Annotated in this window: 12 protein-coding genes; all 12 read right to left on the minus strand. The window is 46.6% G+C overall.

The genetic code is table 11. The features are described 5' to 3' along the window. Nucleotides 1-10 precede the first annotated feature (10 nt). The 12 genes from ybeY to AC0QUU_RS10030 all read right to left on the minus strand — a co-directional run bounded on the left by ybeY (nucleotide 11) and on the right by AC0QUU_RS10030 (nucleotide 17,240). Nucleotides 11-508, minus strand: coding sequence for an rRNA maturation RNase YbeY (ybeY, locus tag AC0QUU_RS09975; protein WP_474542504.1), 498 nt, complete (start codon nucleotides 506-508; stop codon nucleotides 11-13). Further along, nucleotides 505-1,497 (minus strand): PhoH family protein, encoded by a 993-nt coding sequence (locus AC0QUU_RS09980; RefSeq protein ID WP_474542506.1) that lies wholly within the window; start codon nucleotides 1,495-1,497, stop codon nucleotides 505-507. Before AC0QUU_RS09980 ends, ybeY begins: the two co-directional genes overlap by 4 nt. Continuing rightward, nucleotides 1,472-2,731, minus strand: a complete 1,260-nt coding sequence (locus tag AC0QUU_RS09985; RefSeq protein WP_474542508.1) for a sporulation protein YqfD — start codon at nucleotides 2,729-2,731, stop codon at nucleotides 1,472-1,474. Before AC0QUU_RS09985 ends, AC0QUU_RS09980 begins: the two co-directional genes overlap by 26 nt. Beyond that, nucleotides 2,728-3,015: a YabP/YqfC family sporulation protein gene (locus AC0QUU_RS09990; protein ID WP_474542510.1), complete on the minus strand. Its 288-nt coding sequence runs from the start codon at nucleotides 3,013-3,015 to the stop codon at nucleotides 2,728-2,730. The genes AC0QUU_RS09985 and AC0QUU_RS09990 overlap by 4 nt, the downstream gene beginning before the upstream one ends. A gap of 90 nt (nucleotides 3,016-3,105) precedes the next feature. Next, a complete protein-coding gene (locus AC0QUU_RS09995; protein ID WP_474542512.1) occupies nucleotides 3,106-4,410 on the minus strand; it encodes a pyrimidine-nucleoside phosphorylase in 1,305 nt (434 codons plus the stop codon). Nucleotides 4,411-4,449: 39 nt separating this feature from the next. After that, nucleotides 4,450-4,746 carry a Dabb family protein gene (locus tag AC0QUU_RS10000; protein ID WP_474542514.1) on the minus strand — a complete coding sequence of 99 codons (297 nt, stop codon included), beginning with the start codon at nucleotides 4,744-4,746 and terminating at the stop codon, nucleotides 4,450-4,452. A gap of 46 nt (nucleotides 4,747-4,792) precedes the next feature. After that, nucleotides 4,793-7,225: a cation-translocating P-type ATPase gene (locus tag AC0QUU_RS10005; RefSeq protein ID WP_474542516.1), complete on the minus strand. Its 2,433-nt coding sequence runs from the start codon at nucleotides 7,223-7,225 to the stop codon at nucleotides 4,793-4,795. Nucleotides 7,226-7,465: 240 nt separating this feature from the next. Continuing rightward, nucleotides 7,466-10,090: a cation-translocating P-type ATPase gene (locus AC0QUU_RS10010; protein ID WP_474542518.1), complete on the minus strand. Its 2,625-nt coding sequence runs from the start codon at nucleotides 10,088-10,090 to the stop codon at nucleotides 7,466-7,468. 854 nt (nucleotides 10,091-10,944) lie between these two features. After that, nucleotides 10,945-12,279 (minus strand): NADP-specific glutamate dehydrogenase, encoded by a 1,335-nt coding sequence (gdhA, locus tag AC0QUU_RS10015; protein WP_474542520.1) that lies wholly within the window; start codon nucleotides 12,277-12,279, stop codon nucleotides 10,945-10,947. A 322-nt stretch (nucleotides 12,280-12,601) separates the two neighbouring features. After that, nucleotides 12,602-12,778, minus strand: coding sequence for a 30S ribosomal protein S21 (gene rpsU / locus AC0QUU_RS10020; protein ID WP_004054229.1), 177 nt, complete (start codon nucleotides 12,776-12,778; stop codon nucleotides 12,602-12,604). A gap of 170 nt (nucleotides 12,779-12,948) precedes the next feature. Then, nucleotides 12,949-15,588, minus strand: a complete 2,640-nt coding sequence (gene alaS, locus AC0QUU_RS10025) for an alanine--tRNA ligase (protein WP_474542530.1) — start codon at nucleotides 15,586-15,588, stop codon at nucleotides 12,949-12,951. Between the two features lie 143 nt (nucleotides 15,589-15,731). Continuing rightward, nucleotides 15,732-17,240 carry a 4Fe-4S dicluster domain-containing protein gene (locus AC0QUU_RS10030; RefSeq protein WP_474545560.1) on the minus strand — a complete coding sequence of 503 codons (1,509 nt, stop codon included), beginning with the start codon at nucleotides 17,238-17,240 and terminating at the stop codon, nucleotides 15,732-15,734. Nucleotides 17,241-17,272 lie beyond the last annotated feature (32 nt).

Below are 17,272 nucleotides of genomic sequence, written 5' to 3' on the forward strand. Positions count from 1 at the left end.
TAATAAACAATTACCGCGGAATATTTACTTTTTGCATAATGCCGCGCTGTCGTTCTTCCATCAGAAGCCGTTCTTTTTCCTCCATATGATCATATCCGAACAAATGCAGCATACTGTGCGCGATCAGAAAAGCATACTCTCTCACCGGAGAGTGACCGTACTCCTCAGCCTGTGCCAGTACTTTATCTTTGGAAATAACAATATCGCCCAGCATCAGTTCACCGGTTTCCGGGTCAAAAGCATCCTGAGGTTCACTTTCAAGCCATGAAAAATCTCCCGGTCGATCGTATTCCAGCATAGGGAAAGACAGAACATCTGTAGGGCGGTCAAGACCTCTTGAAGAACAATTCAGTTTTCTCACTTCCTCATCCGTTGTAAGAAGAATGGTGACTTCCGCCTCATAAGGACACTTTTCATATTCCAGAGCCGCCTCAACTACAGTTCTCGCAATTTCCTCCGTGTCGAAAGGAAGGGAACTGCCGCCCTCCTCTTCTATATAGATACTCATACCTTTCTCCTTCTGCTGTTCTTCTGCCTTGCAGTGTTCTTTTCATAATCTTCATAAGCCTTTACGATCTTCTGTACAAGAGGATGGCGGACAACATCTTTACTTGTCAGAGTGCAGATGCTGATTCCCTCAATACCTTTTACAACCTTTTCCGCCACATCCAGACCAGATACCGCTCCGGAAGGCAGATCTTTTTGAGTGGAGTCTCCCGTAATAACAACCTTGGATCCAAATCCGATTCTTGTCAGAAACATTTTCATCTGGGCGGGCGTTGTATTCTGCGCTTCATCCAGAATGATAAACGCATTGTCCAGCGTACGTCCGCGCATATAGGCAAGGGGAGCTACTTCTATCAGACCTTTCTCTGAATTTTTAAGAAAGCTCTCCGCCCCCATAATCTGATACAGGGCATCATACAGAGGCCTCAGATACGGGTCGATTTTGCTCTGCAAATCGCCGGGAAGAAATCCGAGTTTCTCCCCCGCCTCAATCGCCGGCCTGGTCAGAATAATTCTCCCCACTTCATTCCGCTTAAACGCTGTAATAGCCATTGCCATGGCCAGATAGGTCTTTCCGGTTCCCGCAGGTCCCAGTCCAAAAGTAATCATGCCGTCACGGATCGAATCCACATAGCGTTTCTGCCCCAGTGTTTTCGGCTTAATAGGTTTTCCCTGCAGCGTATGACAGATCAGATCCTTATCTATGGCGACAATTCCCTCTTCCTGGTCTTCAAATACCAGAGAAATCGCATAGTCTACATTCTGTTCTGTAATAGTATTGCCCCGCCTGGACAATTCCACAAGCTGTGTCAGGATACGAAAAACTTTTTCCGCGGCCGCCTGCTCTCCGACAATTTTTATTTTTCCGTCCCGCGCAATCAGAGTGACATGAAATGTCCGCTCCAGTTTTTTTACATATGCGTCAAACTGGCCGAATACATTTGCCTCATGTTCGGCCGGTATCTCAATCATCTGTTCTGTCAGACTCATCTGATTCTTTCCTTTCAACAATTAAAATCTCCGTATCTGCCTCCTGTGTGATTTTTTCATTCAGGTATAATGTGCCAGAAGCAGACGCGGAATTTTTGTTCAGTTGTATTTTAACATCATTTCCTTTTATTTGAACACCTTTTTCTTCCATTTCTCTGCAAAAAAGGGCGAAATCCGCGCTTAATTTCTGCCGGATCTCCTCACTGCTGTACTTTTCCGTCTTAAATGAATAAGATTTTGCGGTTTTCGCGCCCCAGGAAAAAGGAAGATAAAAATTCTCCCCCAGTCTGATCTGCTGCTCTTCTGTGAGAATTTCACTGTATTCATATTGATTTTTCAGACTTCCCACAGAAACAGTCCATCCGAAAATACGTACAAATCCCTGACGGCTTTCTTTTCCGTCATATATTTTTTCCTGACGGGTCAGAGGCATTGTATTCTCATATTTCATTTCTGTGTCCGCATAGATATCCGCATCGGACCTCTGATACTGATATCCTGTTACTTCACCGCTGTCACTGAGTACTTCAATTCTTCCGCAGACAAGAATATCCCCCTTTTTTACTTCGTCCCCCACGTGCACCCGGGGGACGCCGGAGCGGGTTACGATTTCTGTAATTACACCGTCCGCCGTGGCTACCAGGTCTGTAGGATGCTGTTCCTGTATTCCGGTTTCTTTTTCCTCTTCCCGGAAGGTATCCTCATTTTCTTTGATCTGAATGTTCAGTCTGCTTCCGTCAACAGACGCAGACACCCAAACGATATCATTATATTCCTTTCGGATGGCTTTTACAATACCCTGACAGTCAACACGGCTTTTGAGCATAAACGGCGTAACATCTTCCGACGCCAGAAAATCTGTCAGCGTAGAATCTGTCCATTTCTCATTTCCTTCAAAATGAATATCCCAAATAAACACAGAATAAAACTTTAGCAGGGCGGCACACAGAATAATTCCTGCAAAAAACAGTCTGCGTTTCCGGTACCGCACAAGAAAAAACGGCAGCCCGACACGGCGGACAATACAGATTTTTGTATGAGTTTTTCTGGCCAGGGGCCGGACTTTTTTTAATCCGGAAACAGACATATACATCTCATAGGCATCTCCTGCAGGTGCAAGTCCCCAGATATAGATTCCATGATAACAGCACATATTCAGGAAACGTTCCGGTGAATATCCTTCCACACGGATTCTGACATACCCTTTCATACAGCGGATCAGCGAATGTATCAATCCCCTCTCCTCCCATCATTGAACTCAATGCTGTCGATTCTGCCTGTTATTTTCATTTCATCATTTGTATAATACTCAATATTCAGCCGTTTTCCTGTCAGACGCATCTGACCTTCCCTGGCCTGAAGCCGTACAAGGCAGTCCGTATACTCTATAATCCCTCTGTAATTTTCAACACAGACCTCCGATACACCTGTAATTGTAACAATCGATGCCCCGAGTACAACGTCTTTCGGCATACTTGCAGCCGATGCAAGCCTTTCCCTGATCTGTTCTCTTTCCATAAAAACGCCACACATACGCCTTTTATAGCCAGTATATGTGCAGCGTTATATTTCTTATTCCTCTTCTTTTTACGATACTGATATCAGAAATCAGTTAATAATAGCTTTGATAAGTGGCTCTCCTGCCGGCTCTGTATCTGAAAATTCAAAACATGCCGCCAGTTTTTTTCCCGCCTCTTCCAGGCGGTGTCTGTCGTTTGCGTGAATAACAGCGAGAGGTTCTCCCTTTTTTACATAATCGCCTTTTTTCCTGCACAGTACCAGCCCCACGGAAAGATCAACCGGGCTGTCCTTTGTTTCTCTTCCGCCGCCCAGAAGAAGGCAGACCTTCCCTACTTCCTCTGTGAGAATATCACAGATATATCCTTCTCTTGCAGAAAGCAGAGGTTCCTGAAACGCCGCCTGAGGCAGACGCTCCGGGTGAACAGCCTCTTCGGGATCTCCTCCCTGAGCCCGGATAAATTCCAGGAATGTCTGAAATGCCTTTCCGCTTTCCAGGGAATCTTTCAGCATGCCGGCGGCCTCTTCCGGAGTATCTGCTTTTCCTGCCTTAACTGTCATATAAGCGCCAAGTACTAATACAAGCTCCTCCAGATCTTTCGGACCTTTCCCCTGCAGCGTAAGAATCGCTTCCTTTACTTCCAGGGCGTTTCCCACCGCATATCCCAGCGGCTGATCCATATCAGAAATAACTGCTGTCATATCTTTACCCGCCAGTTTTCCTATGCTTACCATCTCTTCCGCAAGAGCCTGCGCGTCTTTCAGGCTTTTCATAAAGGCGCCGTCTCCTGTTTTTACATCCAGTACAATTGCATCTGCTCCGGAAGCAAGTTTTTTACTCATTATACTGGCGGCAATCAGTGACATCTGGTCCACCGTTCCTGTCACATCGCGAAGCGCGTACAGTTTTTTGTCAGCGGGCGCAAGATTGGCTGTCTGGCCTGCAATTGCAATGTGAATGGTATTTACGTTATGTACAAACTGCTCCGGAGTCAGACTGACCGAAAATCCGGTAAAACTTTCCAGCTTATCAATTGTACCTCCCGTATGCCCCAGCCCTCTGCCGGACATTTTTGCCACCGGGACGCCGACAGACGCGGCCAGCGGGGCCAGTACAAGAGAAGTCTTGTCCCCCACGCCGCCGGTGCTGTGTTTGTCTACCTTAATGCCCTGTATGCCGGAAAGATCCAGCATGTCTCCGCTGTGCGCCATAGCCAGTGTGAGCTCTTTCGTCTCTTCCGGAGTCATGCCTGCAAAACAGATCGCCATCATCATGGCAGACATCTGATAATCCGGTATCTTTCCGTCTGTATATTCCCGGATCATCCATTGTATTTCTTCTTCTGACAGGGCATATCCTCTCTTTTTCTTCACAATCAGATCACACATATTCATAAGAGATGCCACCTTCCCTTTCTGATTCTCTCCTGAGGATTAATAATCCAGGCAGGCTCTCTCTGTCACATAGGGACGCACATAGGTATCCGCCACTGCCACATGTGCCGGGTGGGATCCGTATACGGCAATATCCTCCGCTTTTTCCATAATACTTACAAGCGCAATATCATGCGTACTTGAAGAAAGCGGTTCGTCCACAAAATTCATTTCAAGCAGTCCCGGCACCTTTCCCACCAGCGCATTCAGATTCTCCTTCATAGCCGCTTTCAGCTCCGGTCTTTTTTCCTCCGGAATCTCCGGTTTGAATTTCCACATTACAATATGATGTACCATAAATAGTCTCTCCTTTTCATTCTGTTTTTATTGTTTATTGTATATTTTATTCCGCTTCCGGATTGCGCCCGCGCAGTCTCTGATAATAAAATCTCAGTTTTCCCACAAGAATAGTCAGATACCGGAGCACCGGCTCTGTAGCAATTGCAAATACCACAAACAGCATAATGCATTCCATAGTCATTCCCGTAATGGCAAACAGATCATTCAAATAAATGCTGCAGAACAGAAGACCCGCTATACATCCGCAGAGAATTACAGTCCGCAGTACATTCATCGGCGCACTGATCTTATAAAGAATCATAAAGCCTACAATAGCAAGCAGCATGGTGGCCGCCGTAGAAATATCCGTAGAGTTCACATGGAAAGTGCGTCCGAATATAACCAGCGCCCCGACTGCCAGCGCATCTGTAATAGCTGCGGGCAGTGCTTTCAGAAATACGTTTGTAAGGAAATGTCCCTTGATTCTGTTTTTGTTCGGTTCCAGCGCGAGGAAAAACGCAGGGGCACCGATGGTAAACATACTGATCAGAGAAATCTGGGACGGCTCCAGCGGATACGTAAACGCAAATGCAACTGAAATCAGACTGAGCAGGAAGGAAAAGATATTTTTTACCAGAAACAGTGTTGCCGATCTCTGAATATTGTTTACCACTCTTCTTCCCTCCAGAACAACCTGAGGCATACATGAGAAATCAGACTCCAGAAGAACCAGCTGAGAAGCCTGGGCCGCCGCGTCGCTTCCGGAGGCCATGGCAATACTGCAGTCTGCGTCTTTCAGCGCCAGAACATCATTAACTCCGTCGCCTGTCATTGCAACCGTATGCCCCGCGTCTTTCAGAATCTGTACAAACTTTCTCTTCTGATTCGGTGTAACACGTCCGAATACCGTATTCCCGAGCACAGCATCCCGCATCTTTTCCTCAGTATCCAGCTCTGAGGCATCTGCATATTTCTCTGCATTCTGGATTCCGGCCTGCTTTGCGACTCTTGAAACTGTAACCGGATTGTCCCCGGAAATCACCTTCACTTCAACTCCCTGCTCCGCAAAGTAGCGGAATGTTTCCTCAGCCGCCTCCCGGACCGGATTGGCAAGCAGAAGGAAAGCAAGGGGCGTGATGCCATGCTCCAGGGGTCTTCCGTCTATATTGCCGTCATAGATACCGAAAACCAGCACTCTGGCTCCGGAAGCCGCATGCTCTGTAATCTCGCCGGCATAATCCTCATATTTTTCCCTGAGTACAAATTCCGGCGCCCCCATTACGTATGCACCATGCGGGAAAGTAACGCTGCTGTATTTTGTTGCAGAAGAAAATCCTGTTTTCGAGACAGGCTTTGCTCCCGATGAAGACTGAAAATATTCTTTCACGGCTGCCATGGTAATATTATCCGTATCCATGGCAGCCGCAAAGTCTCCGATCATCATATTCAGGGGCTGCATGGTCCCGGAATCATATGCGTCTGTCGAAATAACATCCTGTACCTTCATCGTATTCTCTGTGATTGTCCCCGTCTTATCTACACATAGAACATCAACCCGGGCCAGTGTCTCAATACACTTCATATTATGAAGCAGAACTTTTTTTGTGGCAAGGCGGATAGAACTGACCGCCAGAGCCACAGTGGCAAGAAGGTACAGACCTTCCGGAATCATACCGATCACTGCCGCTACCATAGAAGTAATGCTGTCACGGAATCCGTCGTGCTGTACAAAAAATGCCTGCCAGAACAGAATGAGTCCTATTGGTATAATCGCAATGCCGACACATTTCACAAGCTTATCCAGTGACCGGATCATCTCCGACTGTTCTCCTTCCTGCATCTCCTTCGCCTGAAGAGTCAGTTTGGAAATATAGGAATCTTCGCCTACTTTATCCAGTCTTGCATGACACTGTCCGGATACAATAAAACTTCCGGACATCAGTTTGGCTCCTTTTCGCTTTGTAATCTCGTCCGCTTCACCCGTAAGGAGGGATTCATTTACCTGTACCTCGCCCGCGCAGACTTCTGCGTCTGCGCAGACCTGATTGCCTGCCTTAAATATAACGATATCATCCAGAACCAGCTGTTCTGCGTCAATAACATATTTTTTCCCGTCACGGACGACCGTAGCATGCGGCGCATTGAGCATTGTCAGCTTGTCCAGCACCTGTTTCGCCCGGATCTCCTGTATAATTCCAATCAGCGTATTTGCTATAATAACCGGGAGAAAGGTAAGATCGCGAAAAGAGCCGACCAGGCACAGCATCACGGCAATCACGGCAAAAATCAGGTTAAAATACGTAAATAAGTTCTCTTTTATAATATCTTTTACAGATTTGGACGGCGGCTCTACCGCACGGTTTGTCCAGCCGTGAAGATAGTGTTCCTGAACCTGCTGTCCGGTAAGGCCCTTTCTGTAATCCGGCTTATAACGGGTTGTCTCAATTCTTCTTGGTCTTTGTATCTCTGAAATATCCTGTTTTCTTCTCAATGGCATATCGGTCTGTCTCCTCTGTCAGCTTTTTATCCATACCCTGATTATCTCTCTTCTCTTCTGTCATGTCAATCTATAAAACCTTTTGCCGAAAGTCCTGTTTCTGCAATCACCGGAAGTGCCGTAAGGCTTATTCCGAAAGCGTAAATGCCTCCAGATTCCCCTGCTTTGTCTTATCGCCGCCGCAAAAAGCCGGCACACAGAAAAACACATCTGTATCCCGGCTTTTTTGATCAGTTCCTATTATTTCTTTCTTTTCTTCAAGGCGCATTTAATCCCTTTAAGGATCTGAATAATCGGAATATTCAGTGCTGCCAGTCCGTAGACAATCAGAAGCTGATTAATATTCAGCGTCTGTACTTTAAAGATATTGTGCAGTCCCGGGATCATTACAACTGCAGTAATCAGGATAAGACCGAGAAGGAACGCGCCAATCAGATAAATATTGTTGAATACTCGTTTTGTAAATACAACCGGTCTGTCGGATTTGCAGTTAAATCCGTGGAAAAGTCTTGCGGAGCAAAGGGTCGCAAAAGCCATTGTCATCCCAAGCATCGTGTTTGCTCCGTTCTGGTAGCCAATCAGGAAAGCTGCCATTGTCGTTGCTCCGATAGAAAGTCCTTCTGTCGCGATCTTAAGCAGGAAATCCTTTGTAAGAATCGACTCATTCATGGGTCTTGGCTTCTCGTCCATTACGTCTCTGGAGCCCGGTTCCAGTCCCAGCGCTATTGCCGGCAGACTGTCTGTCAGAAGATTTATAAACAGAAGGTGAACCGGCGCGAAAGGTACCGGAAGGGCCATAATAGACGCATAAAGTACCGCCAGAATAGCGCCGAAATTTCCGGACAGCAGGAACTGGATCGAGTTCTTGATATTCCGGTATATATTTCTTCCGTTCTCTACCGCTTTTACGATTGTTGCAAAATTATCATCTGTCAGCACCATGGCTGCCGCATCCTTGGAAACCTCGCTTCCGGTAATGCCCATGGCAACACCGATATCCGCCTGTTTCAGGGCAGGCGCGTCGTTGACGCCATCGCCGGTCATGGAAACAATATTTCCTTTATCCTGCCATGCACGGACAATACGGATTTTGTGTTCCGGAGACACACGTGCATAAACAGAAATTCCTTCCACAAAATCCTTCAGCTCTTCATCGGACATCTTATCAATTTCCGCGCCCTCGCATGCCTCAGATTCGTCTTCGAGAATACCGATACGTTTTGCAATAGCCGCTGCAGTTACTTTATGATCTCCTGTAATCATAATCGGACGGATACCTGCTCTCTTACATTCTGCTACAGCTGCTTTGGATTCTTCTCTCGGCGGATCCATCATGGCAATCAGGCCGATAAAGATCAGATCATACTCGTCATCCAGCGTAAGTTCTTCTTCGTCGGACACAACTTTGTATGCAAATGCCAGCACGCGGAGACCTTCCCGTGAAAACTTCTGATTCTGATTTTCAATCCTTATCCGGTCTTCGTCTGTCATCGGACGGATTTCATCCCCGATCTGAATCTGAGTCATGCGGTCAAGGAGTACGTCCACAGCACCCTTGATCAGCATAGTAGGAATCCCTTCCATTGTATGTTTTGTTGCCATCAGCTTCCGGTCACTGTCAAACGGATTCTCACTCTCCCGCGGATATTTTGCGCGGACAGCCTCCGGTTCCAGTCCCAGCTTGCTGCCCAGATTAATCAGAGCTGTTTCTGTAGGGTCACCGATTTCCACACCGTCTGTATTCTTAGAATCATTGCAGAGCATACTGCTGATCAGCAGCCGGCTCTGGGACGGATCACTAACATCTACCTCTGCTGCTTTAATACATTTATCATCTACGTAGTAATCTTCAACGGTCATTTTGTTTTGTGTCAGTGTACCGGTCTTATCCGAACAAATCACCGATACGCTTCCCAGACCTTCCACCGCCTGCAGTTTACGCATAATTGCATGTTCTTTCGCCATCTTCTGCGTACCGAAAGAGAGCACAATAGTAACAATTGAACTGAGCGCCTCCGGAATCGCCGCTACTGCAAGGGCAACTGCAAAAAGGAATGCATCTACCAGATCATCTCCTCTGAAAATACTGATTCCGAACAGAATCGCACAAAAAACCAGAATCAAGATAGAAAGTTTCTGGCCGAACTGATCCAGATTGATCTGAAGCGGAGTCCGTTTCTCGGAGGTTGTCTTCAGAAGGCTTGCAATTTTACCCACTTCTGTCTCCATACCGATTCCTGTTACTACGAAAGCTCCTCTCCCGTATGTTACAAAACTGCCGGAATAAACCATATTCAGCCTGTCGCCAAGCGGCACTTCCTCTGAATTGATCACATCGATCGTTTTTTCTACGCCAAGGCTTTCACCGGTCAGCGCGCTTTCATCCACCTTCAGGCTTGCACACTCTGTAAGACGGCCGTCAGCCGGAATATAATCCCCCGCATCCAGCATAACAATATCGCCTACAGTAACCTGAGAAGACGGAATCTGAATTTCCGTGCCGCCCCGCAGTACCTTTGCTTCCGGTCCGGAAAGTTTCTTCAGACTTGCCAGAGACTGCTCGGCTTTCACCGTCTGTACAGTTCCGAGAATCGCATTCATCGTAATTACAATCAGAATAACTGCGGTACTTTCCACTTCTCCGATAAATCCGGATACAATCGCCGCAATAATCAGAATAATAACAAGAAAATCCTTGTACTGTTCAAGAAAAATCTGAAGAACTGTTTTTTTCTTCCCTTCCACAAGCTCATTCGGCCCGTATTTTTCCTGATGCTCCAATACCTGTTCGTCGGTGAGCGGTTCCAGAGAACCATTGACTTCCATAATCGTCTCTTCACCAGTCATTTGATAATACTGTTTCATCTTTGCCTCCTACTGTTTTCTTTGCGGTGCAATAAAAAATGAGCCTTCTATTGCACAACCTTGTTATGTAATGCAATAAAAGTCTCACCATTTAATCACGATACGGATGGAATGCTCCCATCGTACTGACGATATCGCAAACGCTACGTTTCAGCGCCAGTTACTCCCTTTTATTTAAAAGATAATATAATTGATTTTCCTGATTCTGTCAATAAATTTCACAAACTTTTCACGCGGTTTGCAGCAGGGCAGACACCGCACCCTAATACTGTTCCCGGAATTTCCTGTTCCAATACATACAGATTTGAATTTGTGGGCGGAGAATTTCCGTCGGAAAGGGATGAGGAAGTGCCGGAGGACGCACTTTCGTTCGGACACAGCGCAGCGGTACATAAGAGCGCAAAAGACGCGCTCTAAGTGCCGGCGCTGTTTTACGGTCCTCCATCACCCCCTCATCCCTTCCCGACTGCGCTTTCTCCCCCACAATTTCAAATTCAAACAAGAAGAAACGAAGACAGAACTTTATCGGCTGACACAAGACTGTATTCCGCGCTGCTGTTTGAAAGCAGGTGTATTTTCCTGTTTCAAAAGCGGAAATCGGATGAATAGTTAGCCGTAGTCGAAATAGTTCTGTCTTTGTTTTTGTTTGTTGAATTTGAAATTATCAGTGGCAGTGCCGATTGGAAAAGAACAGAAAATGGTGGAATACGGACGATGGGATGCGCCTTTCGGATAGCGGCTGCGGGAAATTTCCCGCAGCCGCTATCCGAAAACGATTTATTCTCACTTCGTATTCTGACATTTTCGGACTTTTTTCAATCGCATGCTGCAGATAAATTCAAACTTATACGATCTTATACGATTCCCTGTGCTTCCATTGCGTCTACGACTTTCTCGAATCCTGCAATGTTTGCACCTACAACATAGTTGCCTTTAAAGCCGTATCTCTCTGCAGCATCAGCCGCGTTATGGCAGATATTTACCATGATGTCTTTCAGTTTTGCGTCTACTTCTTCGAAGGACCAGCTCAGTCTCTCGCTGTTCTGGGACATCTCAAGAGCAGATGTAGCAACGCCGCCTGCATTTGCTGCTTTTCCCGGAGCGAAAATAACGCCATGCTCCTGCAGGTACTCTGTAGCCTCGATTGTTGTAGGCATGTTCGCACCTTCTGCAACAACTTTGCATCCGTTCTCAACAAGCATTTTTGCATCATCGATAAGGAGCTCATTCTGAGTTGCGCACGGAAGAGCAACGTCAACTTTAACTGACCATACTCCTCTTCCTTCATGATACTCGGAATTCGGACGGTATTTCTTGTATTCTGTCAGTCTTGCGCGATTTACTTCCTTAATCTCTTTCAGGGCGGCTACATCAATTCCGTCCGGATCATATACCCAGCCTGTAGAGTCACTTACTGTAACTACTTTAGCTCCCAGCTGCTGTGCTTTCTCTGTAGCGTAGATTGCAACGTTTCCTGAACCGGATACTGCAACTGTCTTTCCTGCAAGTTCCATTCCGTTCAGTTTCATCATCTCGTCTGTGAAATAGAGAAGTCCATAGCCTGTAGCCTCTGTACGTGCAAGGGATCCGCCATAGGAAAGTCCTTTTCCTGTAAGAACGCCTTCATAAACGCCGCGGATTCTCTTGTACTGGCCGAACATGTATCCGATCTCCCTTGCGCCTGTTCCGATATCACCGGCCGGAACGTCGGTATCAGCGCCGATATGTTTGCAGAGTTCTGTCATAAAGCTCTGACAGAATGCCATAATTTCTCTGTCTGACTTGCCCTTCGGATCGAAATCAGAACCGCCTTTACCGCCGCCGATCGGAAGACCTGTCAGTGAGTTCTTGAAGATCTGCTCAAATCCAAGGAATTTGATAATACCAAGATTTACTGACGGATGAAGGCGAAGACCTCCCTTGTATGGTCCGATTGCACTGTTGAACTGTACACGGTATCCTGTGTTTACATGGACCTGACCATTGTCGTCTACCCACGGTACACGGAACTTAAACTGTCTTTCTGGCTCTGTCAGTCTCTCAAGAAGTGCTTCTTTGCGGTATTTTTCCTCATTTGCCTCGATTACCGGGCGAAGAGACTCAAGTACTTCTTTGACTGCCTGATGAAATTCCGGCTCAGCCGGGTTTTTCTTTACGACAAGATCAATTACCTCATCAACGTAAGACATCTTAAACAACCTCCTAAAATAAAAATTGCGGACAGACAGAGCTGACCGCATCTCAGACATCTTTGTCTACCCGTTTATTTTATATAGAAAATGAATTATTGTCAATCAAAAATTTCAGCATTTTACAGTTTTATCGCTTTATCTCGATGAATTTGCAGGAAAAGAGATGTATATATTGCAATCTTATGTATTCTGTTCTTCTGACATTTACCGTTCCCGTGTATTCCTTTCCTGTAGCCGTCTCGTTTTTGCATATATATAAGAACAGCAGAAAGTGAAAAACAGGATGCCGTATAACGACATCCCGTTTAAAGTGCACTTATTAATTATATTTACGTTTTCTAGCAGCTTCAGATTTTTTCTTACGTCTTACGCTTGGCTTTTCATAGTGTTCTCTTTTGCGAATCTCCTGCTGAATGCCAGCTTTAGCGCAGTTTCTTTTAAATCTGCGTAAAGCGCTGTCTAACGTCTCGTTTTCTTTAACGATTACATTTGACATAGTCTCACACCTTACCTCCCCTCCAGTCTTGTATTGTGCATAATACGACTGATCGGGTATTTTTATTGCACTAACAAAGATTATATCATATTTTTCTCTTCCGTCAACTGTTTTCCGCCAAAAACTCGCAAAACGTCGTAAATACACCGTTTAGGAGGATAAATACTCATTTACTGAATCTGGGATTCCAGCACCTCAGCTGCTTTTGCAAGAGCATCCGGAATACCTGCCGGGTTCTTTCCTCCGGCCTGCGCCATATTCGGGCGGCCGCCTCCGCCGCCTCCCACGCAGCCTGCAATAGCCTTCACAAGATTGCCCGCATGAGCTCCCTGTTTCATGGCGCCGTCGGTAGCTGTTGCCATAAGACTTACTTTTCCGTCATTTCCGGAGGCAAGCACAATAACGCCCTCTCCCAGTTTTGCCTTAAACTGATCGCCCAGATCTCTGAGACCGTTCATATCCACTCCGTCAAGCTGAGCGGCCAGCAGTTTTATGCCTTTTACTTTCTTCACCTGATCCAGTACAGCTCCGGCTGCATCCTGAGCCATTTTATTCTTCAGGCTTTCCACTTCGCTGTGAAGAGATTTATTCTCTGCTATCATATGCGTAATCTTATCCGCAAGATTATCCGGCGTCGCCTTCAGCAGGTGAGCTGCGTTTTTCAGTTTCTCTTCAATCTGAGCATAGTACTTCATCAGGCCGTCAGAAGTCAGTGCTTCAATACGGCGCACTCCGGCAGCGACGCCGCTCTCGGAAATAATTTTGAATGCCATGATCTCAGATGTATTCTTTACATGAGTTCCTCCGCAGAACTCAATAGAAAAGCCGCTCATATTGACTACACGCACAATATCACCGTACTTCTCACCAAACAGAGCCTGAGCGCCTGTTTTTTTTGCCTCCTCAATAGGCATATTTTTCACAATAACATCCAGGCCTCTGGAAATCTGTTCATTAACAATGTCTTCTACTTTCTGCAATTCTTCCGGCGTCATTGCGGAAAAATGAGTAAAGTCAAATCTCAGCCTGTCCTCATTAACGCTTGATCCTGCCTGTTCTACATGAGTTCCAAGAACGGTACGCAGCGCTTTCTGGAGCAGATGAGTGGCACTGTGGTTTCTTGCGGAAAGCGCACGTTTCTTTGCATCCACTTCAAGAGTTACCTTATCTCCGGTTTTAATCATACCTTTCGTCATCTCGCCGATATGGCCGATCTTTCCTCCCAGAAGCTTCACTGTATCTTCTACCTTAAATTCACCCTCAGCTGTACGGATATATCCGGTATCAGCCTCCTGGCCGCCGCTTGTCGCGTAGAACGGAGTCTCGTTAACAAAAATGGTTCCCTTCTGTCCTTCGGAAAGCGCGTCAACAATTTCTTCCTCTGTGGTAAGAACAGTCACATCTGAATCACAAGTCAGATTGTCATATCCTACAAACGTACTTGTCACACCCGGATCAATGGACTCATATACTGTTACATCCGCGCCCATGTAGTTTGTAACTTCGCGGGCATCACGGGCTTTCTTTCGCTGCACTTCCATACACGCATGGAAGCCTTCTTCATCTACGCCCAGCTCTTTCTCCTCCAGAATCTCTTTTGTCAGATCCAGAGGAAAACCATATGTGTCATAGAGACGGAATGCATCCTCGCCGTTCAGGGTTTTTTCGCCCTTTGACTCCATATCCGCAATCATATCCGACAAAATGCCGAGTCCCTGATCGATGGTTTTATTAAACTGTTCTTCTTCTTTTGTAATTACTTTGAGAATAAATTCTTTTTTCTCTTCCAGTTCCGGATATCCGTCTTTTGAACCTTCAATCACTGTCTCTGCGAGCTCGGGCAGGAATCCCTTATGGATACCCAGCAGTCTTCCGTGACGGCAGGCTCTTCTTAAAAGGCGGCGGAGAACGTAGCCGCGTCCTTCATTGGAAGGCATAATTCCATCGGAAATCATAAACGTTACAGACCGGATATGATCTGTGATAACACGGATAGATACATCGTCTTTGTATTCTTTTCCATAATCTTTCCCGGCAAGGCGGCACACGTGATCTCTCAGCGCTTTGATCGTGTCTACATCAAAGATAGAATCCACATCCTGTACAACGCTTGCCAGACGCTCCAGGCCCATTCCGGTATCAATGTTTTTCTGCTCCAGTTCGGTATAATGGCCTTCCCCATCGTTGTCAAACTGGGTAAATACGTCATTCCAGATCTCCATATAACGGTCACAGTCGCAGCCTACCGTACAGTCCGGTTTGCCGCATCCGTATTTCTCGCCTCTGTCATAATACACTTCCGAGCAGGGGCCGCAGGGACCGGAACCGTGCTCCCAGAAGTTATCTTCTTTTCCGAATTTAAAGATCCGTTCCGCCGGAATACCGATCTTCTTGTTCCAGATCTCAAAAGCTTCATCGTCATCCACATAAACGGACGGATACAGACGGTCCGGATCAAGACCTACTACATCTGTCAGGAATTCCCATGTCCACTGGATCGCTTCTTCTTTAAAATAGTCTCCAAAGGAAAAGTTTCCGAGCATCTCAAAAAAAGTGCCGTGACGCGCGGTCTTTCCTACATTTTCGATATCACCCGTACGAATACATTTCTGGCAGGTTGTGACCCTCCTTCTCGGCGGAATTTCCTGCCCGGTAAAGTATGGTTTTAAAGGTGCCATTCCCGAATTGATAAGCAGTAAGCTCTTATCATTGTGGGGCACCAGAGAAAAGCTCTTCATGGCAAGATGTCCTTTGCTCTCGAAGAACTCCAGAAACATTTTTCTAAGCTGGTTTACTCCATATGGCTGCATTGCTTAAATCCTCCTCTTTCGCTCAAAAAGCCTGTTTTATAATATATCACAGCAGGGTATATTTGTAAAGCGGACGCACAAAATGCGTCCGCTCTGCCCTAAGTATTCGTCTTCGCTTATTTTTCTGTCCGGGTGCAGCAGCCCTACTCCAGATCAATCTCGATCAATTCTTTCGGAGGTACGGCGCGGCTGGATTTTTTCACAAAATTATCCAGATTCTTCTTCGCCTTTGCCACCGGAATATTAGTTCCGGCTCCGGCAATGCAGCCTCCAGGACAGCCCATACCTTCAATCAGGCATCCGTTCAGCCTGCCGGCTTTTGCAAGCGTCAGAATTTTCTTGCATTCCGCCAGTCCTTCCACATGTTCAATATTAACCTGAACATCCGGATAATACTCATTTATGCATTTTTCAATTGCCGCCGATACACCGCCTGCGCTAGCGTAGCCGCGTCCGGCTCCGGTTGCGTCATGGAAGGAAGATTCGGCTTCATATGTAGTCAGATCAATTCCCTTTGCATCAAACATTGCCTGCAGTTCTTCAAAAGTAACGACAAAATCCACATCGCTTCGCACACTTCTTCTGGATGCTTCCAGTTTCTTAGAAGCACAAGGCCCGATAAAAACTACCTTTGCATCCGGATGTTTCTGCTTAATCGTTCTCGCAGTGGCAACCATAGGGGTCAGCTCCTGGGAGATTTCATCAATCACGTCCGGGAAGTACTTCTTCGCCAGGACAGCCCAGGACGGACAGCAGGAAGTAAGAAGAAACGGCAGTTCCCCTGTGACCACTTTATTCACATAATGGTGTGCCTCGGCAACAGCGCCGATATCCGCTCCCAGAGCCACCTCGAACACTTCAGAAAAACCCAGCTCTCTTAGCGCCGCCTTGATATTGCGCGGAGTAATATTATCTCCGAACTGTCCCACAAATGCAGGAGCAATCTCTGCAATAATCTTTTCTCCTTCAGACAATGCCCTGGCAAGCTGGAAAATCTGTGACTTGTCCGAGATTGCGCCGAAGGGACAGCTTACCATACACATACCGCAGGAAACGCACTTATCATTATCAATAAAGGCTCTGCCGTACTTGTCGGACACAATCGCATTGACACCGCACGCCTTCTGGCATGGACGTTCTTTTTTCGCAATCGCGTCATAAGGACAGACAGACTTACATTTTCCGCATTTGATGCACTTTTCCTGATCAATGCAGGAACGTCCGTTTACCATAGATATGGCTCCCCTGGGGCATACTTCCTGGCATGGGTGAGCGAGACAGCCCTTGCATATATTGCTTACTTCATATTTGTTCTCTTCGCAGCTCTCACACGCGGAAGGAATCACCTGCATAAGCGGCGGCTCATAGTATTTTTCCGAAATATTGCTGGCCCCCACGCCTGCGGTCAGATGAACGGGTTTATTTTCCGGCCGCAACGAAAGTCCCATTGCCAGCCGCAGCCTTTCTCTTACAATTGCGCGGGAACGGTATGTACTTTCACGGTACTTCTGTGTATCGTCGTTAACGATCATATAAGGGATCGCTTCCATATCGTCAAGGAGCGTCTCTGCATTGGCTTTGAAGCCGAGCTTTGCCACTTCCGTGAAAACGCGCCTGCGGATAGCCCTCACTGTTGTATGAAGACCTCTCATATTCAGTTCCATTCGCAAATTCCTCCTCTGTG

It is taken from the genome of Mediterraneibacter sp. HA8405 (assembly GCF_056148955.1).